This window comes from Paenibacillus sp. FSL M8-0212 (assembly GCF_038004645.1).
GTDB lineage: Bacteria > Bacillota > Bacilli > Paenibacillales > Paenibacillaceae > Paenibacillus.
Genome location: NZ_JBBORP010000001.1, coordinates 4,161,815 through 4,186,103 on the forward strand (window position 1 = coordinate 4,161,815; position 24,289 = coordinate 4,186,103).

Below are 24,289 nucleotides of genomic sequence, written 5' to 3' on the forward strand. Positions count from 1 at the left end.
GATGAGCTAAACCCTTGCTACATAAGGAAAAACAAAAGGCTAAAACGAGACGATAGCCAGTCATTCGTTTATCCTCCACAATGAAGACATGAATTCAGGAAGTGATATTATGTAATCGTTTCCAATGTGGGGAGGAAGACAATATGAAAGCCGAAACGGCGGCTCGAACACGGCCCGCTACCCGCAGTGACAAAAACCTGCTGTGGAGGGACATTATCAAAAACCGGTGGCTGTATATCATGTTAATACCGGGTGTGCTTTACTTTGTTATTTTCAAATACATACCCATGTATGGCATCACGATGGCTTTTCAGGATTACACGCCTTACAAGGGCATCTTGGGAAGTGACTGGGTAGGCTTCAAACATTTCCAGCGTTTCTTCGGAGAACCGCAGTTCTGGACATTATTTCGGAATACGTTTTTACTTGCCATTTATAACATTGTGTTCTTTTTCCCACTGCCGATTGTACTGGCACTCATGATGAATGAAGTTCGCCGTGAACGCTTCAAACGATTTGTACAAACGCTCGTCTATGTTCCACACTTTGTTTCCTGGGTTGTTGTTGTCGGTGTATTCTACATGCTGTTCACAACCGAGGGCGGTGCCATTAATGAACTGCTCTATAACCTGACTGGACAAAAAGTGGCGTTCCTGCTTGAACCGGGATGGTTCCGTACGATGATTGTTGGACAATCCATCTGGAAAGAAGTTGGTTGGGGCACAATTATCTTCCTTGCAGCACTTTCCGGTGTGGATACACAGCTCTATGAAGCTGCACGGATTGATGGTGCCAATCGTTGGCGTCAAACCTGGCACATTACGCTGCCGGCCATTCGTAGTACGATCGTCATTTTGCTCATTCTGCGTCTGGGCAACTTCCTGGATACAGGCTTTGAACAGATCTTCCTGATGCTGACTCCGACAAACCGGGATGTGGGCGAGGTATTTGATACCTACGTGTACACGAAGGGTCTTACACAGGCACAGTACAGTTATAGTGCTGCTGTCGGGTTGTTCAAATCGGTTGTCGGACTGGCGCTTGTCCTTGGTGCCAATACGCTGGCCAAAAAATTCGGGGAGGAAGGCGTCTACTAACCCTCGGTAGCAGACGTTCTTCACCAGACAGGAGTGAACATTAAGATGCAACAGGATAAAACGTGGGGCAACCGGATCTTTGATATTCTCAATCATGGCTTGCTGCTGTTGATTGGTATCGTAACGGTCATCCCGTTCATTTATATTTTGGCTGTCTCATTTACCAGTCCGCATGAAGTGGCTAAGGGAGGATTCATTCTTTTTCCAAAAGAGTTCTCTCTGGCCGCATACCGTTACATTTTCTCTACAGATACCTTGATTCGCAGTCTGGGTGTATCGGTCTATATTACGGTGATTGGTACCTTTATTAACCTGCTGTTTACGTCACTTATGGCATATCCGCTCTCCAGAAGATATCTGCGTGGACGCCAGCCCATTTTGCTCGGTGTATTGTTCACGATGCTCTTCAGTGGCGGGATGATTCCAACATACTTTGTCGTGAAATCTTTGCATCTGACGGATACGTTGTGGTCGCTGATGCTGCCTACCGCTATTAGTGCATTTAACTTGATTGTACTGAAAAACTTCTTCCAGGCTATTCCCGACGAACTGGAGGATGCAGCCAAAATTGATGGATGTAACGATGTCAGCGTATTGTTCCGGATTGTACTGCCGTTGTCCATGCCAGCCATGGCGACATTTTCACTCTTTTACGCGGTGGCCCACTGGAACAGTTTCTTCAGCGCTGTTATCTATATCAACGATAGTGAGAAGTGGCCTGTCCAAGTCTGGCTGCGTGAGATTGTCATTCTGGCACAGAGCCGAATCGGAGACACAAGTATTGAAGAGACCGAGATCCAGCCGCTTACCATTCGCATGGCGGTTATCGTATTCTCCACAATCCCGATTATGCTGGTGTATCCATTCCTGCAAAAGCACTTTGCAAAAGGAGTGATGCTGGGTTCGGTGAAAGGTTGAGTCGGCACATGGTTCGAAGTCAGTTCACTATGACTGCATAAAAAAGGGAGGTTTTCATGTTATGAAAGCAACAAAAAAGAAAGCCGTAGCTGTCTTGAGCACACTGGCATTGGTGACAGGTTTGCTGGCAGGATGCGGATCAGACGAGGGTCAGGCTGCCGAGGGCGGCGTACAAAATGTGTCGATAGCCATTGCTCAGGTGGGTGATGTGCCAAGCAAAGGCAATGAAGTTCAGCAAAAGATTGAAGCGTATACCAATACCAAACTGGATATCCAGTGGATTCCGGCTTCGGCCTATAATGACAAAATTAACGTAATGATCGCTTCAAGCGATATGCCGAAAATTGTGAAAGTGCAGTATAACCCGACCGTGACCAGCGCGATGCGTAATGACGTGTTCTGGGAAGTGGGGCCTTTGCTGAAAGACTACAAAAATCTGTCGGCACAGAACGAGCGTTTTTTTGACAACATCAAGGTAGAGGGCAAAATCTACGGAGTTCCTGTATTCTCCGATATTGCGCGGGCTACAGTGATCTATCGCAAGGACTGGTTCGAGAAGTTGAATCTTAAGGTGCCAACCACACCGGATGAATGGTATGAAACGATCAAAACACTGGCAACCTCCGATCCGGATGGCGACGGTCAGGATAATACGTTTGGGCTAATGCTTTTCAAAAAATATAATGAGGACCAATACTCCTTCACAACGCGCCTTGGCGTAAGTTTTGGTGCACCTAACAAGTGGAAGGTCGAGGATGATGGCAGCTTCACGCCGGAATTCATGACACCGGAATATATGCAGGTGCTGGATCTACTGAAACGTCTGTACGATGAGAAATTGCTAAATCAAGACTTTGCCGTATTCGACTCTACGGAAGCGGAGAAAAAGTATGATTCCGGTGTTGTCGGTATCCGTGTTGGTGTTGCTCAGAACGGAAAAAGTCAGCAAGAGCGTTTGTCCAAAAACAATCCGGATGGTGTGGTAGACATCGCTGGTTTGCTTGGAGCGAACGGAGATCGTGTTGCAGGACAGACGGGTAACTCCGGAATCCTGGCATTCCCTAAATCGACGGTGAAATCGGAAGAAGAACTCAAGAACCTGCTCTCCTTCCTGGATAAATTGATGGACCCTGAGATGGCGACCCTGTTAATGCGTGGTATGGAAGACAAACATTACACCAAAGTGGGCGAAGATCAGGTGGAGATGAGTGACTTTGATGCATTCCAGCGTGAAGTGAAGCCTTACCGTGACAACCTGCCGTATGTCGAAGGATATAACGTACCAAAATTGAAGGACACCGAACTGGGTGAAAAAGGTACGGCACTTGCCAAGGAACTGGCGGAGCATGCTGTGCCAAACCCTGCGCTGACGTTATATTCTCCAACGTATGGTGACCGCGGGGCGGACCTGGATCAGGTGATTGCCGATGCACAAACCAAATACATTATGGGCAAGATCGATCAAAGTGGCTGGGAAAAGGAAATCGAGAATTGGGGCAATGCTGGTGGAAACAAGATTCGTGAGGAATATGCCGAAGATTACAAAAAACAGGCTCAATAAAGAGCCGGAAGCGGAGGCTTGATCATGAAGGAAACACTTCAATTCACATCGGTGCGCATGGCACAGCAGTTCATGGAAAGTTATCGCAACCATGAGCTGTACGCCACTTGGCATTATGAGAACGGCTGCTTTTTGAAAGCACTGGAGGAGCTGTACACACACACGGGGGAGCAAAAGTATTTTGATTACATCCGTGAGCTGATGGATCATTTCGTTCAGGAAGATGGCTCCATTCGATCCTATACGATCGAGGAATATAATCTGGATCAGATCAATCAGGGAAAATCACTGTTCCTGCTGCATGAGAAAACGGGTGAAGAGAAGTATCGCAAAGCTGCGGATTTGCTGATGACTCAGCTCAAGGGACAGCCACACACAAGTGAAGGCGGATTCTGGCACAAAAAGATTTACCCTTTCCAGATGTGGCTGGATGGATTGTACATGGCTACTCCGTATCTGACCCAATATGGCGCAGTGATGGGTGAAGAGAAGTGGTTTGACAAGGCGGCTCTGCAACTCCTGCTGGTGGAGCAACGTACACGTGATCCGCGTAGCGGTCTCTTGTATCATGCCTGGGATGAGAGCAAAGAGCAGCGCTGGAGTTCGGGAGAGACCGGATGTTCTCCACATGTCTGGAGTCGGGCGATGGGCTGGTATGTGATGGCGGTTGTGGATACATTGGATCACCTCCCCGTAGATCATCCGCAGCGCGGGCAGATTGTGGGTATCTTCGAACGTGTAGCAAATGCACTTGTGCATGTGCAGGATCAACAGACCGGATTATGGCCACATTTGCTGGATCAACCGGGACGTGAGCGGAATTATCTGGAGGCTTCCGGGACCTCGATGTTTGTCTATGCATTGGCCAAAGGTGTACGTAAAGGATATCTGAGTGGCAAGTTCAAAGCGGTTGCGGAAAAAGGGTACCAGGGTCTGCTACAGCATCTACTGCAAACGGATCGTGAAGGCGTGCTGTCCTTGACGCAGTGTAATGGCGGAGCCGGTCTCGGAGGAAGCCCGTATCGTGACGGGTCCTACGAGTATTATGTGACCGAGTCCATTCGGATCAATGATCCGAAGTCGGTCGCTCCGTTCATTTTGGCGGGAGTGGAGATTGAACTCTACAAGTCCAACTAACATGTACATGAGAACGGAGAGGACAGAAATAATCTGAGGAAGCGAAGCGTTCGCCTTTATCCCCGGATTTTCCCCTTTGTTTAGAAGGGAATCAAAAAATCTGGGGATAACAGCGATCTGAAGGTTGTTCTGTCATCGGAGTGGTCTGTGTACATAACCTTATCCAAAAGGAGAGATGGTTCATGAGTCCAAAAGGTCCAATGTCCCGTTTAGGCGGAATCGTTGTAATTGGTGCAATGTCCGCTGGATTGCTTGCAGGTTGCGGAGGAGAAAAAGCGCCTGCTGCAGGGGAAGGTAAACTTCCCATTTCCATCTCTTTAATGCAGGTAGGTGATATACCGGCCAAGGAGAACGGGATTGAGCAGAAGATTGAGGAATATACGAATACGGATGTCAATGTACAGTGGATACCGCAGTCTGCTTTTGATGATAAAGTGAACGTTATGGTTGCTTCAGGCGAGATGCCTACCATTATGCGTGTGAATTATGTACCGACAACTTTTAATGCCGCCAAAACGGGATTGTTCTGGGAACTGGGGCCATACTTGAAGGATTATAAAAACCTGTCTGCCCAATCCGAAGCTTATTTTAACAATATCAAAATTGAAGGCAAGGTTTACGGTATTCCAAACTTCCGGGATATTGGACGGACTGCGATCGTGTATCGCAAAGACTGGTTCGATACATTGAAGCTGGACATACCCAAAACGCTGGATGACTGGTATGAAGTGATGCGCTCTATTCGTAAAGATGACCCTGACGGGAATGGTAAGGAAGATACGTATGGTGCACTGCTCTTCAAAAAGTATAATGAGGGTGTCTCTTCCCCGCTGACCCGGATCGCTGTAAGTATTGGCGGCGTTAACAAATGGGGTGTGGACGATGCTGGGAAATTGACTCCGGAGTTCCTGACCACCGAATATGTGGATACGATGAAGCTCTTCAAGCGACTGTTTAGCGAGGGATTAATTAATAGTGACTTCCCTGCGCTGGATCCTTCTGATGCGGACAAAAAAATGGATTCGGGCCTGGTTGGCATGAAGCTGAATGGTGTGGCCCAGAACGGAAAGTCCTCTCAGCAACGGCTTACGCCTAATGCTCCGGACGGAGAGATTGATGTGGCTCCGTTCCAAGGAACCGATGGTATTCGTATCGCCGGAGAGCCAGGAAACTATGGAATGCTGGTCATCCCGAAGGCATCCGTTACGGATGAGGAGCAATTGAAACAAGTTCTCACGTTCCTGGACCAGTTGATGGATGAGGAATTAAGCACGTTGCAGCTCCGTGGATTGCTCGATGTGCACTACACCAAAACTGCGGATGGGAAAACCGAACTCAAAGATTTTGACGCTTATCAGCGTGAAGTGAAGCCATATCGGGATAATTTGTTAAGCATTGAGGGTTATAACGTGCCTGAACTGGTTGATGTCCCCATTGGTATGAAAGGTACAAAGATGGCGCGTGAGAATGAGCAGTACGCCATTGCTAATCCGGCACTTACATTATCTTCGGCGATCTATACCGAGCGTGGTCAGGAGTTGGATCAGATGATCTGGGATGCACAGACCAAGTACATTATGGGTAAAATCGATGACGCAGGTTGGGAGCAGGAAATCGCAAGCTGGAGAAAAGCCGGTGGTGATCAATTGATCACGGAATTGGAAGCATCCTACAAGGAATTAAACGGAAAATAAAGCTGGCTGAAATAAAAAAGGTTGATCAAATGGAATGATATGGTTTATTCTATGAGTGAGTTCATTTTTCAATATCATAAGAAAGACCACACCCTTAAAGCATAAGGCTATGAATCTGCGGATTCATGGCCTTTTTTTTGTGTTTTAGGCGAATGAAGTGGGTCTATGGAAGGAGGGACGCACGCCTTGACGTGATGGGGATGGACGAAAAATAATACCAATAGCCTAGTACAACATGGTAGAATATTGATTATTATGGCAAATTTAGGTTTTGGTTATGAAGAGAAGTGACTAGGTTGACCAAGTAAAGCATCCCCATACTAAGGTACATAGGAGCGTGAGTAGATTGAAGAAACGAATTGAAGGTCACGAGAAGAAGAAAAAACGGAACGGTTGGATCGTCGGGTTGTTAACGATAGCTGTATTGGCAGGAACACTATTGCCCGTTGGACCAGTACATCTGACGTCGACAGCTAATGCAGCATCGGGAACAAGTGACACGGCCCTTAGCAAGTTCAAAGATATCAAGGGCCACTGGGCTCAAGCGACAATTGCCAAAGCTTATGAAAAAAATCTGATCTCTGGTTATCAAGACGGAACGTTTCGCCCCAATGGCAAAATCACGCGTGGGGAATATGCGACAATACTCGCCCGCGCGACTGGACTGGAGAAGGTGGAGGGGCAGAATCCCTTTGCTGATCTCAAGGGACATTGGTCTGAAGCGGCGGTTAGCCAACTTGTTGGACAAGGATTCATTAATGCAGGCGATTACGCGAAAGGGTTCAATCCAAATGCGGAGCTAACGCGTTACGAGATGATGAAATGGATTGCCAATGGACTGATTAAGTCCGGAACCAGCTTCCAGGATGCTTTTAACGATACAAAAAATACGCTGCTCCCCACACCGGAAGTGAACCGCGGCACCATTCGTGCCGAGCAGATTCCGTATCTTGCCCTTGTTCGTGGGACAGGCATTATCGGTGGATTCCAGGATGGCACATTAAAACCTGCGGATTCCACCACTCGTGCAGAAGTATCGGCCATTTTACTGCGTTATATGGACGTGGAGGGCACGGATGCCGGGAAGTACAGTGATCTGAATGAGATGAGAGAGGTCGGCACGACGGGGACGAATTTAACGACGATTAGTAATTATTTTTATACTAAGAATTCAGTCAAAGTAAGTGATATATCGAAAGGAGATATAAAACTTTCTAACAAATCAGGAGTGCTTACACTTCATAGGTTTATTGTGGTGAAGGTTCAGAATGGTAAACCTCAAGGAGTATATAGCAAACTTTTTGTAGAACCCAATATTTCGAGTGGCGATTATTATCTAACATTTGCTGATTTATCTTTTATATCAAATACAGATAAGTCAGATTTGATTACCTACAGTGGTGGTTTAAATAACGGATTACTAAGTTTTAGACGTCTAGATTTAGAATTTGCTGATAAGAACGGATTCAAAACTATTCCTAATAGCCCTAAAGAACTCATCATAAAAGGGAAAAAGGTTAGATTTTGGACAAGGTCAACTCTAGATTTCAAAAATGGATCGTATCATGTTAAAGCTGAAGATGTAGGAGAAATGAAAATACAAAATATGTACCAGTAGTGAGGTGATAGCAAGTCTATGAGAAAACGAATGCGGCTGTCCGTATTCATTTGGTCCAGAACATTGCTTGTATTATTCATTATAAGTTCTTACGTGATTGGGCTATCTATAAATGATTTTGTTAACGCTGCTGCTAACGATCAGTACGGTCCAAAATCTATGAAAAGTCCTATTCTAAAATCTATTCAAGCTGAAAAGACAGTTGGTACACCTGGAGTTTACTGGTATCAAACTGATGATGGGAGATTTAGAGCAGATCACAGTGGTGGTCCAACGTATTCAAACAATGCAGGAAGTTGTACAACCCCTTATCCTGCTTTGAAAGAGGTACCGGATAGTGTTGACTTTTCACGATGGCCTGCGGTTTCTTGGCCTCAATATAACGGAAATACGCTAACATCCTCTAGTTTTAAGGAAGTAAACATCAAAAGTGTGGAATATAAAACTCAATTTGAACAGGCAACATATACAGGTGTGGGAAGGACAGTGATCACACCTCCAAGTACAGTTGTTGCTATTAAGACCTTAACTGGTGGAAATCACGAATGGACTCAGAATGATCCATTTGAAAATGGGGGAAGAACAACGGCAGGATGTCCTAAGCATAATGTTTCTTATTTTACGCCCATGGACATCATTTGGGAAGGTGATTTGGAGGAAGAAAAAGAAATCGATGTAACTCCAAATAAAACCCTTACCCTAGGTCAAACCCAGCAGATGGAAGCCTTGGTGAAAACGAAGGGCTATGGTGCGACAGCCTTTGGTGGGGGCATCGACGTATCGCGAAGAGAGGCAGAGATCAAATGGTTTTCTTCTGACGAGACGATTGCAAGTATAGAGCTCAAAACAGGGATGTTAACAGCCGAAAGTCCAGGCACGGTCACTGTGCGTGCGATCTGGAACAATGGTACATATCTGATCTCGGATACCGCCACCATATCAGTCACGTCTGAGCCAGGACTTGTTGTGAATCTGCCGAATGCTTGTAAGGCCAATACGACACCTCTACAGGCAGAAGCAGTTTTAACCAAACCGGATCGCTCTGTTCATAAACTGACGGCTCATCCCAAATTGACGTGGCAGAGCTCGAATCCGACTATAGCCACGATTGGTGCTGATGGCAAAATCACGACAAAAGGTATCGTGGGTAGTACTACCATCAAAGCCCATTTTCTTGATTCAGCCCAGCAACTGGATGAACAAGGAACTCAGGTGCTTGAGGTGAAGGACTGCACGGGTAATGGAGAAGGTGGTAATGATGGCGATCCGGGGGGTGACCCTGCAAACGCTTGCCCTGTAACCATCAGCCCACCGAGTAGAGGCACGGTTATTGAAGCATCGGTTATGGACCCGTCTGTTCGGGGAGTGTTGAAGGCAGACGAGCGGGAATCTGAGAAGTTCGATGTTACCCATGGTATTCCGACTTCGGAAGATCTTTATGCCAATGTCTTGGCCAAGGAATATCTGTTTCAGCACCGTTGGGTTAATATGACAGGAACGGTGACTTACACCGTTAAAGTGAAAAGGGTTTATCATAAAACCTGGACGATCCCGGGAAGAGCATCTAGTGGTGAGGGGGATCCAGGAACACCTCCTCAGCCGAGAGAACGTGATGTGCCTGGGGATAAAACCATGCAAGTAACAAGGACATATAGCTATTGGCAGATCGATAACCTGGAGGTATACAAGTTAAATGAGGCCAAGGTATCTAACTATGCGCTAGGCGGTTATGGTGACACCGTGACCCTGACGCCCAATGCATATACACCACCGACTTTGCAATCGGCTATGGATACTACGGTTACCAGTCATGTGAAACCTGCACCATGTCGAGAAATTGATCTTGGCATCAAAGGGGTTCCGGGTGGTTCTACTGAACCCTCTACGCCAGATGAAACGTCATTGTTTCAATCTGAAGCTGAAGCGGAGGTTAGAGAGAGCACCGTTAATAACGACAAGGTAACCTTTAATGGAGCAACGATTGTTGATCCTGCTCCTGTGGAGAAAACAGCTCCAAGACCTGGGACGATCCCGCAGCCTGGCATGATCGGAGACGATATTCTGTACCAGAACCGTCTGACGATCAAAAACACATTGATGAACAAAGCTAACCAGCCAACCACGGGTGAGATTACGTATGGACTTCTCCCTGGCAATGTTAACGGAGGGCAGGATCAGAAATTCCCCATTCTGGGCATTAACTCGGTGACAGTACATACTCCAGTTGTGAACTACGCCTGGGTGTCAGATGATCAGCCGCATAATCAGAAGACTACGCCTGATCCGACCAGAGCTGCACTTATTTTAGAGCGTCCGTTTATTGTACGGATCCCAACTTCAGGGCAGCATCTGGATGTAGCGAGTTACCCTGGTTATGGAAACCATGATTATGCGAAATATTTCCGGATCAAACAGGTTCGTTTCCCATTCGATGTCTATAACGGTGCCAGAAGTCAGTTTATTCCGTCCATGACATGGGTGGATATTCCGGTAAATCAGTTGGACACCCCTTTTTATCTTCCTGTATGGGTAGATGAAGGAAATTACCAGATCGAGTTTCGTAATATCGCCGAAAATGCACCGGCAAACTTCACAGAACAACAGGATGCCAATACGAATCTGACCCATCATGTCGCAGCAGATACCGTTGCTGTAGAGGTTATCGGAAGGTTGTATGATTTTCACATCACCGATATTTCAGACTACAACTGGGAGAATGTGTTCCGCAAGCGGATAGGCAGCTCCGAACCAACGGGTGTGAGCTACTGGGCCGGAGGAAACAGTATAGACGGAGATCCCCGAGGTAATTTGGCTCCCTTTGTACTTCCCATTCGTCCCGGCAGTCATCCGGTACAAGGGTTCCGAAATGCTGCAGTGAAGACGGGTTACCATTTCAAGTTTGATCTGAAAACCAAGGGTAATATGTTTGGGAAACAGGATGGTATCCGAATCACGCCGACGTTCTCTTTTGTGAGTAAAGATGGCACCACCCGACAAGAAGTGGATTTATACTACCATCGGGGACAGGAACGACTCATTCGTATCGGATCGGCACAAGATTTAGAAAAACGTTTTGTTGTCCTGAACTCACGGTTGCGGAATGTCCCCGGTACGGAGTTAGGTGATACAGCGCGTTATCAGTATACCTATGAACTGTCGGCGGAGGAACGAAATCAGGGTACAATGGGGGAACATATGGTTCGTTTCGTGGATCAGACCTCTCATCATAAAACGTGGGTAGGTCGTTATGACTGGATGATTCTTCCTTCACAGATCCGTACACTCATTGGCCCAAAAACGGATATTCCCTCCAGTGTTAATGTGGATCGGGCGAATGCAGCGATTCAGCGCTGGTATGGGGAATATAGCTTGCCAGCAGATGTATATTCAGTACCCAAAGGAACCGATCTCGAGTCACTTGCCAGACAAAACCGGTTGGATGAGAAGGCAACGGTATTTCTGAGGGACGGTTACATTGTGGTTAACTTCAATATCGAAACATTGCGCAGTGGCAATACGAGTGCACCGCATCTGCAATATATTCATGCACCGTTGATGAATCAATGGCAAATGGAAGGTTTTGATAACAGCCCGGTAGATGGTCAGGGGAGAAGCTGGCTGATGCAAGATGGGGACGTGGTTTTGTACCACGCGGATCAATCCAGCCGGAATGATTTCCAATCCCAGGTACCGCATTAGGGAGATATCGTTTTACCCATAAAGAAGGCAGGCGTAATGTGAATCTACATGACGTTTGTCTTCTTTTTTGTGTGATTCGGATTATGGTTGGGCAGCAGAACGGGTATAAAGGGTAAGGAGCACTCGTACCATCCATATTCATCAATTTTCTCAACGAGAGGGGAACAACACACATGATTGAAGAGGATAAGCAGGAACTATTGATTTCAGAAGATACATACAAAGGAAGAGATTTAGGTGTCACATTAGAAGCACAAACCTGTCACTTCAAAGTCTGGTCACCGTTAGCTGTTCAGATGGAACTACTTCTGTACCCACCTTTGACAGGGGGGAGCCCGGAGGAAGAGCCCAATCAACGGAAACAGCAGGCGTTACCTATGCAAAAGAAAGAACAAGGCATCTGGGTTCTGGAACTGGAGGGTGATTTAAACAGCTACCGTTACATGTACAAGCCTACTTTCGAAGATGGACATTCAACCCATGCTGTAGATCCCTACGCACGAGCAGTGACCATGAATGGAGAAATGGGTGTAATTGTGAGACTGGAGCAGACACATCCGAAGGGATGGAGTGAGGATATTCGCCCGGAATTGACCAGTTCTGTAGATGCAGTCCTGTACGAACTGCATGTACGTGATTTTTCCATTCACCCATCATCGGGTATAACGAATAAAGGCAAATACATGGCTTTTACCGAGACGGGTCTGCGTGATTCGGAGGGCAACACACTGGGGATCGATCATTTGGTTGAACTCGGGATTACACATGTGCATCTGCTGCCTGTCTTTGATTTTGCGACGGTGGATGAATCCAGAGTAGATGGTGATACGTCTGACGGCTCCAACTATAACTGGGGATATGATCCGCTTCATTACAATGTCCCGGAAGGTTCCTATGCATCACGTGCAGATGATCCGGAGACAAGAATTCGTGAGTTCAAATCAATGGTGCTTGCCCTTCATAACAAGGGGATAGGTGTCATTATGGATGTGGTATATAATCATACCTTTAATACAGCAGGCAGCTCTTTTGAAAAACTTGTACCAGGGTACTACTATCGTCAAAACGCCGATGGGACCTATAGCAATGGTTCAGGTACAGGCAATGAGGTGGCTACTGAACGCGCCATGGTTCGCAAGTTTATTATCGACTCGGTCCGTTACTGGGCAGAGGAGTACCATGTGGACGGTTTTCGCTTTGATCTGATGGGCTTGATCGACACAACTACGATGAAACAACTTGCAGCGGAGTTGCACACCGGAGTGTCACCTTCCATATTGTTATATGGTGAACCATGGGGCGCACTGGATTCGCCGCTTGGGGATGATATGACCCTAAAAGGAACGCAGCGCGGTGCGGGTTTTGCTGTGTTTAACGATAATTTCCGCGGAGTGATCAAGGGAGACAGTGATGGCATGGGTACGGGATTTGCGACGGGTGCTGACGGGAAAGAAGACGAATTGTGGACTGGCGTCCGGGGAGCCATTCAGGATTTTACGGATGGTCCATCCGAGACGATTAACTATGTAACGGTGCATGATAATCTCAATCTGTGGGACAAAGTCGCACGTACACAAGGACTCCATGATACCTTGAATTTCCTCACCTATGACGAGGATGGAAGTATTCGCGGTTGCGAAAGTGTGGAAGAGGCTGTAGAGAAGGCAAAGCCTTACCTGCAAATTGATCCGGAACACATTTTGGAGAATGAGACGGTTAGGCGTTGTCTGCTTGCCAATGGTATCGTTCTAACCTCCCAGGGTGTTCCCCTGATCGCGGCTGGAGATGAGCTGCTTCGCAGCAAATATGGGGACGCCAACAGCCACCAGAGTGGAGACGTGGTCAATGCGATACATTGGGAACAGAAGAAGCTGTTCAAGCCGGTATTTGATTATTATCGTGGGCTGATCCGTCTTCGGCGAGAACATCCAGCCTTTCGGCTTCGTACCCGGGAAGAGATCGAGAAGCATGTTCGTCTAATAGAAAAGGGCAATGGGCTGCTAGCCTATGAACTGAACGGTACAGCAGCTAGCGATTCATGGGAACGCATTGTTGTCATCTATAACGCGGCAAAAGAAAACCGTGACATCGCTATTCCTATAGGGACATGGAATGTGATTGTAGAGAAAGGGCAAGCAGGCGTTGATACGATACGTAGCGTACAGGACGGAGAGGTAAATGTGAATGCACTATCTATAACAGTGATGTATTCCAATGCCTGATGAAAACCATGCTTGCCAAGAATTGAATTGAAGGCTGCCAACAAACAATTAGTAAACATTAGTAAAATCGCTAACAAGGCCACGTTCAAGATATCCAATCAAATCTAATCAAATAAATTGAGATAAAACAAATCCCCCTTTCCCGTATGAAAGGGGGATTTGTCGATGCTTCAGAAACCATTGCCTGGGTCGCAGGACTATACATTGTCATGTCTGACCTTCTTTATGCTGTGCACCTGTTGGTGCACTTTAATCTCAACCAATTGACATCCTGCAATTTATTCTTGTATATTTCAAACTTTTTTTGTCAGGACAGGTACAAATGCTGTCAATCTATGGCGCTTGTTTTCATATCTATATTTTGAAAGCGATTGCTAATTGAATACGCAAATTGGACCGATATGATGAGTACAGACAACCCCGGGTTGACAAATCACGTCCCGCTCCGTAACATCGGGACAACACGAAAACAATGGATATAAAGGCGGTGGGAACGATGCCGGAATGGACTTCTTTTCGTTACGAAGGCAACGATCTTGGCTTAACATATACTCGTGCTGCAAGTACTTTTAAATTGTGGGCGCCTACGGCACAACAGGTTTATATATTGATTTTTGACGATGAAGGGCATTACAACGATAGTGGTAAAGTACAAGATCATGAAAATGGGCAGGAACATTTCTTGACAAGTGATGCGGACGGAATATGGAGTCTGAAGCTCAGCGGCGATTGGGCAGGACATTATTATATGTACCGCATTATCCATGATGAGCAGCGGATTGAAGTGGTTGTTGATCCTTACGCCAGAGCGGTAACGGCTAATGGGCAACGAACGGCTATTATAGATCCCGAGACCACCAATCCGGTTGATTGGGACCAAGATGTCAAACCTGCTTTTCTGCGTCCTGTCGATGCCGTGTTATATGAGTTGCATGTCCGTGATTTCTCCTCGGATCCAAATGCAGATATTCCGTATAAGGGAAAATATCTGGCATTCACGGCATCTGGTCTGACGGATAGAGCAGGCAATAGTATTGGGGTAGACCATCTTGCCGAACTGGGAGTCACTCATGTACATCTTCTGCCTGTGGCAGATTATCAGACGGTGAATGAACTCGCTACAGCAGATGTGGGTTCAAATGTCAGAGCACCATACAACTGGGGGTATGATCCCCAGCATTATAACGTTCCCGAAGGTTCGTATGCGACAGATCCACGTGATCCGGCAGTTCGCATCCGGGAGTTCAAATCCCTGGTTCAATCGCTGCACAGACAAGGCATTCGCGTTGTTCTTGATGTAGTCTATAATCACACGTATAGCGTGGAAGAGGGACCTTTTGAACGGATTGTACCAGGCTATTATTACCGTTATCGGGAGGATGGCACCCTCAGTAATGGTTCTGGTGTAGGCAATGAATTGGCGACAGAACGTCCAATGGTGCGAAAATATATTTTGGATTCTCTCCGATATTGGGCAGAAGAATATCATGTGGACGGATTTCGATTTGACCTCATGGCCCTGATTGATACGGAAACGATGAATGAATTGACACGCGAATTGAGGGAGCAGATCGATCCGGCGTTTCTGATCTATGGGGAACCCTGGATGGGTGGAGATTCACCTTTGGACCGTAAAACCTTAAAAGGAACCCAGCGAGGTCAGGGGTTTGCAGTATTTAATGATCATTTTCGCAGTGCAATCAAGGGCGATAGTGATGGCAGTGGCAGAGGGTTTGTCACGGGTGCTGGAGGACAGGAATATGAGGTTCTCAGAGGATTAGCCGGAGCACTGGATGATTTCACATCTTCACCTGTGGAAGTTGTCAATTATGTAACCGCCCATGACAATCTCAATCTGTGGGATAAAATTGCGACAACAATGAACCTTAGACATGAATTAGGATTTCCCGTATGGAAGGACGGACAGCCCGTGGGTGGCGGAAGTGCTGAGTCGGCGGTAAAAGCAGCCGATCCATATCGGTATGTGGATGCAGATGATGTTTTGAATCATGAGATGGTTCGTCGCTCGTTACTGTCCTCCGGCATTCTGCTTACTTCTCAGGGAATTCCGTTTCTGCATTCAGGGGATGAGATGCTCAGATCTAAAGCCGGTGATCATAACAGTTATCGGAGCGGGGATGCGGTGAACGCTATCACATGGGCCAACAAATCACGGTTCAGACCAGTGTTCGACTACTATCGTGGTCTTATTCATTTGCGGCGCACACACCCCGCTTTTCGTATGATTGATGCTGAACAGGTTCGAAATCACCTTCGTGTTATTCGTGCGGATGGCAATGTAGTTGCCTTTATACTTCATGATGGTGCGAATCAGGACACTTGGAATCAGATTATGGTCATCTATAACGGAACGGAGCACCAACAGCATGTCGACCTGGGTGAAGGGGACTGGCATGTCGTAGTCAATGATCATCAGGCAGGCACAGACTTGATCGAGACTGTTCGTGGTACTGTTCAGGTAGAACGATGGTCCTTAATGGTACTGTATGACACAGAGCATGCTGGAGGCGCTGAACCATCAACAGTGGAGATTAGTTTTCCTCGTCAGGTATATAGTCCACAGGAGACCACTCAACTGCGAGCGATCGTACGGGACAACATTGGTAATGTGGTAGAAAAAGCTCCAGTTACCTGGACTTCTTCTGATCCGGCTATTATTCAGATCCAGCCTGATGGAACAATCCATGCACTGGAACGAGGGGAAGCTTCGATTACAGTCCACTGTGGGGACATAACGGCAAGCTGTATGTTACAAGTGGATTATCGTCATGCTGAACGAATCGAAATTGTGGGCGAACCAGTCATGTACATGACTCGAATCAGTCGCTTCCGTGCTTTGGTTCTGGATCAATTTGGTCAGCCGCTTCAGGATTCGAATATACGCTGGAGCTCTTCTCATCCAGAACTTGCAGCGGTGAGTGCAGCAGGGATCGTACGTGCGATGACACCTGGAGTAACCCATATTATTGCTGAAGCTGGAGGAATCCGAGCAACGCTTGCCGTTACGATTCATAAACAGATTTCGCGAACCGTCACGCTTCGATACGAACGGGAAGACCAACATTATGAAGGTTGGGATGTCTGGGTATGGGGCACAGGTATGGAGGACGGAGCAGTACGGCTGGAACAAGTCGGAAATGCCGCCGAAGCCCGCTTCCGCGTTGCTCCGGGTCTGCATCACCTGGGATTGATCATTCGATTGAACGAATGGGAAGCTAAAGATACGTGCGGAGACCGTTACGTGGACATTGTACCTGAAGATGGGGATGTGCACATTATTGTCCGTAGCGGATCAGACGAGATGCAGATCATTCGTGAAAGCGAAAAAACAGAGGATCGTGATAGCGCATAGTTTCTTAATTTATAACGTCGAACGTAGTTCGTCAAAACCTTGTTAAATCAGCAGTTGGAAGAGATTTCGACTGCTTTTTTGGTCTGATTCTAAGCCGCATAACTTGCCAAAAAATAAAGAATTGTCCTGTTTCGTGTTTGAGATCCTCTAACATTGGGGTAAATATAGATATGGCCCACGATTCGGCCAAAGGAAAAAAGACCATTATGGTCTATAAGCGACGCTTTAGCGCTTTCCAACAAATATAATGTAGTGATCCCTTGAAGGAGGATGTTCAATCATGAAATCCAACGGAAAAATGGCTCAACTTACAGCAACGCCAAGAACGGAAAAGAAAGGTGCAGCACTGCGCCTGTTAAGACAAGGCGGACGAGTTCCCGCAGTCGTTTACGGCCCGGGACTTGAAGGTGCTTCAATACATGTAGATGAAAAAGAAATGCTGAAAGTGGCACGCACAGGCCGCTCCGAAATGTTCAACCTGAATGTTGAGGGCGGTAAAACGGTTCCGGTGCTGATCAAGGATCAGCAAGAGCGTAACGGACGTTTGCTGCATGTAGACTTCCTGCAAATTTCCAAGAACAAGCCGATCAGCGTAAGTGTATCGATCGACTTCCAGGGTACAGCGGCTGGCTCAAAAGCTGGCGGTGTATTCCAGACACAAGAAACACAATTGGAAGTAGAAGGATTGCCTGCGGATCTGCCAACGTCCATTGAGGTGGATGTGAGCGGATTGGATATTGGTGATCGCTTGACTGCTGCGGATATTAAACTGGATAAAGGTTTGACACTCATAACATCACCTGAGTCCATCATTGCGTCCGTCATGCCGCCACAAGCGGCTGAGGAAGAGCCAACAGCTTCTGCTGAGGAAGCTGAACCGGCAGCTGAAGAAAAAGCTACAGAAGAATAAGCGAAGCTCAGGGATCTCATCAGATCCCATGCTTAGCCGAAGCCCAGTCCTAGTGACTGGGCTTTTTATAATTCCAGGACAAACATCTGGAAGTGAAAAACATATGAAAAATATTGTAACACCCCAGCCACCAATCCACGAACTAACTGATTGGAAGCGTAATGTCAATTAGCGTTCCCCAGCCGGGCTTGCTCTTGATGCGAAGCTCACTTTTATGACCGTAAGCAAGCTGAATTCTTCTCTGTGTATTAATAAGGCCGATGTGGTTTGCATCCGTCGAATCACTAAACAACCTCGTGCGAAGCTCGACCATTCGCTCCTCCGATATACCGTTGCCGTTGTCAATGATGGCCAAGCGGAGGGAATTGCCACAACGCTGAATCTTGATCTTGACTGCCAGCTTCTGATCCGAACGACTCAAGCCATGCTGTAGGCTATTCTCGATCAGTGGCTGGAAGATCAGCTTGGGCACATGGTACTTCTCTAGCTCCGCGTCATACTCCCACCAAATGTAAAATCGCTCCCCATATCTTGTTTTCTGTATCGCTGTGTAGCTCTTCGTATTGGCGATCTCCACGTTAAGCGGCACAAGTCCATTTTGCCCGTCCAGGGAGTACCGCAGAATATCGGACAAATGCTCCACGATGCTCGTTAGCTCATTCGGCCCTTCGGTATAACCTGCTGCCTTCCAATGTATTGTCTCCAGCGTATTATAGAGAAAATGAGGGTTGAGCTGCGATTGTAGGGCGGCGAACTGGGCGGCTTGCGTTTTATACTGGCTCTCTGAAAGTTGAACGCGCATATAGTTGTGCTCGATAAAATTTTGAAGCAAGCTGCGGATGATTTGGCTGTGAACGCTGTTACCCTTTGTGCGGTGTAGAGGGAGCGGCTTGCCTTGTTCTGCTGCGCCGAGAATGGACATGATGATCTTAAGGTCCAAATAATTCTTCTTTGTCAAATGAAAGGCTAGCAGAAGCGCTGCGAGCAACGCCATGATCATCAGCACAGCCCCGATGCGAAGCAGGCGATTAAGCGCGGTGTACAGGGTTTGCTTTGGAGTGACGGAGATGAATACCCAGTCATAGGTCTTGGAGTAAATCATATTGATCAAGGCCTCGTCATTCGGAGTTTGTGTCGTAATAAAGTTGCTTTTACTTGAAATGACCTGTTCCAATTCCTCGGGACTTAGCTCGTACCGGGCGTTATTGCGGAATATAACAGAGCCCTGTTGATCTACAACGGCGAGCAGCTGCCCTTTTGCTGTTGAGAGATCGTTCAATCTGCGTTCAATATACTCCCGTTTGATATTAAGGACGATAACACCGCGAGTGTCATCTGACACCTTGAAATTGCGGTACATGGTAATGACATCTGCATATTCAATCTCTTCGTTCAGATTATAGCGCGGAACCGCCCGGCTTTCCGTCCAGATTGCTTCGTGATGCTCATGCTTTAGATAGCTGTCGTACCATAAGTGGTCTGGATCCTCTCCAAGCTCGATGAAGCCTCCGGTAACGGATGAAATGTAGCGCTGGTTGTCGTTATTTAGAAAAATATAGATGGAATCAATATAGGGGCTGGCAATGGAGGGTGAATCGATAAAATTTTTTAAGACCGCCAGTTGTTGGTAATCCTCTGCCGATGGCAGGGGCTTGTTCAGCATACCCTTGAGGTTCATGAACTGGGTCGTGCTGGCGATGATATGCAGGTTCAGGGAGTTCTGTTCATTGAACAGAAGTTCAATGTTCTCCTTGGTCTGCTTAAGCATGTTCATGTTGTTGTTGTTAATTCCGTGAACGACGTACTGCTGAATCAGGAAGGCGGACAGAGCACCGAGAACGAGGAGAGGGATCAGCATGGGCAAAAGGAAGGTCAACAGGTTCTTGATGAAAAAGCGGACGGTGGTCGTGATCATAAGTTATTCCTCGTTCCGATATTCTCTGGGAGTCATGCCGAAAAAGCTCCGGAACATTCGCGTGAAATTCTTTGCGTTACTGTACCCGACGATTTCGCTGATCTCGTACGTCTTGCAGTAGGTAGTCTTCAGAAGTACGGCCGCATGTTGCATGCGAAGCTTCGTCACATAATCCGAGAAGTTCTCACCGGTCTTGGTCTTGAAGTATTTGCTTAAATAGAAGGGGTTAAGAAAAACATGCTTTGCGGCGTTCTCCAGGGTGGCGGCGGACAAGTTATCCTGCAAGTAAATCTTAACCTTCTCGATGGTCTGGTCCGCCAAGCCGCTCTCTGCGGTTGATGCAGAGAGGGGAGGGGCAGGCATTTTTGCATTGTCCATTTCGCTTCGGAGATGTCCGAACACTTCGGCGATTTCCGTGTATTTAGTAGGTTTTGTCAAATATCTCTTGACTCCATACTGTACGGCCAACTGCGCGTATTCGAATTCCTTGAAGCCACTTAGAAGAACAACCTTGACCTCCGAGCCTTGTCGGTATAGCCGTTCTGCTACATCAATGCCCGACAAGGAGGGCATGCGGATGTCACAGAGAAGCACATCCACAGGCTGCTCCTGGATAAAGGCGAGTGCAGCCTCACCGTCGCACGCTTGCCCGACAACTTGATAACCGAATTCATGCCATGGGAAATAGTTACTTAGACCGTTGCGAATTTCGCTCTCGTCATCGGTGATTAGAAGATTGTACACGGCCCACACTCCCTTCTTTTTTATTAATTCTTAAAATTTGATACCTTTCTGGTCTTACGGAGGCATGGATGCCAAGAAATGATTCCAAAAGCTGATGTAAAGTGTCTTTAATTAATCGTCATATTGACGTTAAATAAAGTTACAAGAAGAGAGACATGATTGAAATGTTAGGGGGCGTTCGCAAGAAAATGAATCTTATATTTGAAATATAGCATAAGTGTCCTATGAAAAATATGTAGTTTTCCCCAAGAAAAAAGAGAAAAAAGTGTGGGATTTCACAGGTGCCTTCATAATAGGGTTTTAGGATGTTCTTTTAAATGTTAACAAACATAACATAAAACTGCTTATCGGCATACCAAATATTGAGGCAAAGGAGGGGCTGCGCATGCTACTAGAGCTTAAGGACGTAAGGACCGTTTTCAAAACGGAAAAAGGGGAAGTCACTTCGGTGGACCGGGTCAGCCTTAAGCTGGAGAAGGGGGAAACCATCGGTATCGTCGGCGAATCGGGCTGCGGTAAGAGTGTCACTTCTCTCTCGATCATGAGGCTGCTCGGCAAGAACGGCAGCATCAGGGAGGGGGAAATACGGTTCATGGACAAGGATCTCGCGAAGCTGCCTGAGGCCGAGTTGCGCCTGATTCGCGGCGGAGATATTGCGATGATCTTTCAGGAACCGATGACCTCACTCAATCCGGTGTTCACTATTGGGAATCAATTGACGGAAGCCATCCGGCTACATACCGAATTGAGAGGCAAGGCTGCTGAAAGATACGCAGTCGAAATGCTTGAAAAGGTCGGCATCCCCCGTCCTGAAGCGATTATGAAGAGCTACCCACACTCTCTATCCGGGGGAATGAGACAGCGGGTGATGATCGCAATGGCACTTTCCTGTAAGCCGAAGCTACTCATTGCCGATGAGCCTACGACCGCACTGGACGTGACGATTCAGGCACAGATTCTGAATCTGATGAAGGAGCTCCGCGAAGAGATGGGTGCCTCGATCATGCTCATCACCCATGATCTCGGCGTTGTTGCGGAGATGGCGGACAAGGTTGTGGTCATGTACGCCGGTCAGGTGGTCGAGGAAACGGACGTGTTTACCCTGTTTGAGAAGCCGCTTCATCCTTACACGCAAGGATTGATGAGATCCATTCCCCACATTGAAACTGATGCCGATGAGATGCTGGCCTCCATCCCGGGTGCGGTGCCTCCACTTACCAACATGCCGAAGGGCTGCCGATTCCATACTCGCTGCGAGTTTGCCGCAGGGAAATGTCTTTCCGAAGCGCCGAAGCTGCTTCCGGTTCAGGAGGGACATCAAGTGCGCTGCTGGATGTCACAGGATCCCGGTGCCTGGAAGACGCGAGAGGAGGGGGTCATATGACGCTTGCGGAACGCAGAGTGGCCCAAGAACCTCTGCTTAAAATCGAAGGCTTAAAGACGTACTACCCCATCAAACGAGGATTGTTATCCCGTACAGTCGGGAATGTCAAAGCAGTGGACGACATTTCGCTGGAGCTGTACCAAGGAGAGACGCTAGGACTTGTTGGTGAGTCGGGCTGTGGCAAGTCAACCATCGGCCGGAGCATCATTCGACTCGAGAATCCAACGGCCGGCCGAATCTGGTTCGAAGGGCAAGAAATTACGACAAGCAAAATGTCGGACCTCCGCGAGGAACGAACGAAAATGCAGATGATTTTTCAGGACCCCTACTCCTCTCTTAATCCCCGGATGCGGGTGCAGGAGCTGCTGGCCGAGCCAATGCGGGTGCATGGCTTGGCCAGTGGAGCAGAGCTAGAGGCAAGAATAGATACCCTTCTGGATACGGTTGGAATTCCCCGCAGCTACAAGCAGAGATTCCCTCATGAATTCTCAGGCGGCCAGCGGCAACGCATCGGCATCGCCCGCGCACTCTCCATGAACCCGAAACTCATTGTGTGCGATGAGCCAGTATCCGCGCTCGACGTCTCCATTCAGGCACAGATCTTGAACCTGTTGAAGGAGCTGCAGCAGGAGCTCGGACTCACCTATTTGTTCATCGCTCATGGTCTAGGGGCGGTTAAGTACATCAGTACCCGCATCGCTGTTATGTACCTTGGCAAGGTGGTTGAGATCGGAACGAAGGAACGGATCTTTGCGAGTCCACGCCATCCGTATACCCAAGCTTTGCTCAATGCTTATCCGGTACCGGATCCCCGCAAGCGTGGACAGGAGCGAATCGTTCTTCAGGGAGATGTGCCAAGTCCCTCTAGTCCGCCGTCAGGCTGCCGGTTTCATACCCGTTGTCCGTTCGTTCAAGCAAAGTGCAAGGAGGAGGAGCCTCTTCTGCAAGGAGGAGAACACGCAGCGGCTTGTCATTATCCATTGACTACAGGATAAATCGCAAGAGAGGAGAGAGAGCATGTTTACTTACGTCATTCGCCGCATTCTGATTGCGATTCCCGTCTTGTTTGGCATTACGATTATCAACTTTGTCATCATCAACCTTGCGCCGGGTAACCCGATCGACATGTACATGACACCGGACACACCTCCGGAGCTGCTTGAGTTGCGTAAGGAGCAGCTTGGATTGAACGATCCGATCATCATTCAATATTTCAAATGGCTAGGGCAACTGCTGTCCGGCAATCTCGGATACTCTTTCAGCACAAGCGAATCCGTTATTTCGCTCATCGGTGAGCGTCTGGGGCAGACGGTGCTGCTCGGCATCTGTGCTCTGCTTATTGGCCTTTTGATCGCGCTGCCGATCGGTATTATGAGCGCTGTCCGGCAAAACTCGAAATTTGACTACCTCATGACTGGACTATCGTTTGTCGGAACCTCGATTCCCCAGTTTTTCCTTGGTCTCGTGTGCATTTATATTTTCGCTGTTCAACTGGGCTGGCTTCCCGTCGGCGGAACGGAGGATCTTGGTGGAGGAGGAGGGTTAGGCGACCGAATCAGTCATTTAGTGCTTCCTTCCATAGCACTGGCCGTCGGTATTGCGGGACGCAAAGTGCGTTATATTCGGGCCAGCATGCTGGATGTACTGAAGCAGGATTACCTGCGAACAGCGCGAGCCAAGGGGCTCAAAGAGTTTTATGTTACCAACAAGCATGCGTTACGCAACGCTCTGATTCCGATCATTACCGTCGTCGGAATGGAAATCCCGATGCTCTTCGGGGGAGCCGTCATTGTTGAGCAGTTGTTTCAATGGCCGGGCATCGGTCAGTTGACCATCCAATCGATCATGTCCCGCGACTATTCCACCATCATGGGCCTTAATCTGGTCGCTGCCATCATTGTGCTGGCCGCCAATCTGCTCACGGATATTTTCTACTCGGTAGCCGATCCTCGCATCCAATATCATTAAATTAAGGCTTATTACTGTGAAACGAACACGAATGAGAGGAGGCGGACTC

15 protein-coding genes are annotated in these 24,289 nt (G+C 47.7%); 13 read left to right on the top strand and 2 right to left on the bottom strand.

Going from position 1 to position 24,289, the window contains the following annotated elements; all coding sequences use genetic code 11:
* Positions 1 to 143 precede the first annotated feature (143 nt).
* The 10 genes from MKX68_RS18375 (at position 144) to MKX68_RS18420 (ending at position 18,229) form a co-directional block, all read left to right on the top strand.
* Positions 144 to 1,097 carry an ABC transporter permease gene (locus tag MKX68_RS18375; RefSeq protein WP_017686861.1) on the top strand — a complete coding sequence of 318 codons (954 nt, stop codon included), beginning with the start codon at positions 144 to 146 and terminating at the stop codon, positions 1,095 to 1,097.
* Between the two features lie 45 nt (positions 1,098 to 1,142).
* Positions 1,143 to 2,015: a carbohydrate ABC transporter permease gene (locus MKX68_RS18380; RefSeq protein ID WP_074096177.1), complete on the top strand. Its 873-nt coding sequence runs from the start codon at positions 1,143 to 1,145 to the stop codon at positions 2,013 to 2,015.
* A 61-nt stretch (positions 2,016 to 2,076) separates the two neighbouring features.
* Complete coding sequence (locus MKX68_RS18385; RefSeq protein ID WP_062835837.1) at positions 2,077 to 3,576, top strand: extracellular solute-binding protein; 1,500 nt, start codon at positions 2,077 to 2,079, stop codon at positions 3,574 to 3,576.
* Between the two features lie 24 nt (positions 3,577 to 3,600).
* Complete coding sequence (locus MKX68_RS18390) at positions 3,601 to 4,713, top strand: glycoside hydrolase family 88/105 protein (RefSeq protein WP_340913467.1); 1,113 nt, start codon at positions 3,601 to 3,603, stop codon at positions 4,711 to 4,713.
* Between the two features lie 182 nt (positions 4,714 to 4,895).
* Complete coding sequence (locus tag MKX68_RS18395; RefSeq protein ID WP_249911915.1) at positions 4,896 to 6,407, top strand: extracellular solute-binding protein; 1,512 nt, start codon at positions 4,896 to 4,898, stop codon at positions 6,405 to 6,407.
* A 337-nt stretch (positions 6,408 to 6,744) separates the two neighbouring features.
* Positions 6,745 to 8,025 carry an S-layer homology domain-containing protein gene (locus MKX68_RS18400; protein WP_340913470.1) on the top strand — a complete coding sequence of 427 codons (1,281 nt, stop codon included), beginning with the start codon at positions 6,745 to 6,747 and terminating at the stop codon, positions 8,023 to 8,025.
* Between the two features lie 18 nt (positions 8,026 to 8,043).
* Complete coding sequence (locus tag MKX68_RS18405; RefSeq protein ID WP_445671081.1) at positions 8,044 to 11,724, top strand: DUF5704 domain-containing protein; 3,681 nt, start codon at positions 8,044 to 8,046, stop codon at positions 11,722 to 11,724.
* Between the two features lie 173 nt (positions 11,725 to 11,897).
* Complete coding sequence (pulA, locus tag MKX68_RS18410) at positions 11,898 to 13,946, top strand: type I pullulanase (RefSeq protein ID WP_340913473.1); 2,049 nt, start codon at positions 11,898 to 11,900, stop codon at positions 13,944 to 13,946.
* A 496-nt stretch (positions 13,947 to 14,442) separates the two neighbouring features.
* A complete protein-coding gene (gene pulA / locus MKX68_RS18415; RefSeq protein WP_340913476.1) occupies positions 14,443 to 17,319 on the top strand; it encodes a type I pullulanase in 2,877 nt (958 codons plus the stop codon).
* A gap of 280 nt (positions 17,320 to 17,599) precedes the next feature.
* The gene (locus MKX68_RS18420) at positions 17,600 to 18,229 is read left to right on the top strand and encodes a 50S ribosomal protein L25 (RefSeq protein ID WP_076212356.1); all 630 of its coding nucleotides are present in this window, start codon (positions 17,600 to 17,602) and stop codon (positions 18,227 to 18,229) included.
* Positions 18,230 to 18,371: 142 nt separating this feature from the next.
* Here the strand turns inward: MKX68_RS18420 and MKX68_RS18425 are convergent, their stop codons facing one another.
* Together MKX68_RS18425 and MKX68_RS18430 are read right to left on the bottom strand one after the other, a co-directional pair.
* Complete coding sequence (locus MKX68_RS18425; RefSeq protein WP_340913480.1) at positions 18,372 to 20,144, bottom strand: sensor histidine kinase; 1,773 nt, start codon at positions 20,142 to 20,144, stop codon at positions 18,372 to 18,374.
* A 3-nt stretch (positions 20,145 to 20,147) separates the two neighbouring features.
* A complete protein-coding gene (locus MKX68_RS18430) occupies positions 20,148 to 20,888 on the bottom strand; it encodes a response regulator transcription factor (protein ID WP_339789517.1) in 741 nt (246 codons plus the stop codon).
* Between the two features lie 379 nt (positions 20,889 to 21,267).
* Between MKX68_RS18430 and MKX68_RS18435 the strand changes: the two genes are divergently transcribed.
* Genes MKX68_RS18435 through MKX68_RS18445 form a run of 3 tightly spaced genes read left to right on the top strand, consistent with a single transcriptional unit; the run spans position 21,268 to position 24,240 of the window.
* A complete protein-coding gene (locus MKX68_RS18435) occupies positions 21,268 to 22,272 on the top strand; it encodes an ABC transporter ATP-binding protein (RefSeq protein ID WP_340915432.1) in 1,005 nt (334 codons plus the stop codon).
* Positions 22,269 to 23,267, top strand: a complete 999-nt coding sequence (locus tag MKX68_RS18440) for an ABC transporter ATP-binding protein (protein ID WP_340913483.1) — start codon at positions 22,269 to 22,271, stop codon at positions 23,265 to 23,267. Before MKX68_RS18435 ends, MKX68_RS18440 begins: the two co-directional genes overlap by 4 nt.
* A 22-nt stretch (positions 23,268 to 23,289) precedes the next feature.
* Positions 23,290 to 24,240, top strand: coding sequence for an ABC transporter permease (locus MKX68_RS18445; protein WP_253440055.1), 951 nt, complete (start codon positions 23,290 to 23,292; stop codon positions 24,238 to 24,240).
* Positions 24,241 to 24,289: the final 49 nt, after the last annotated feature.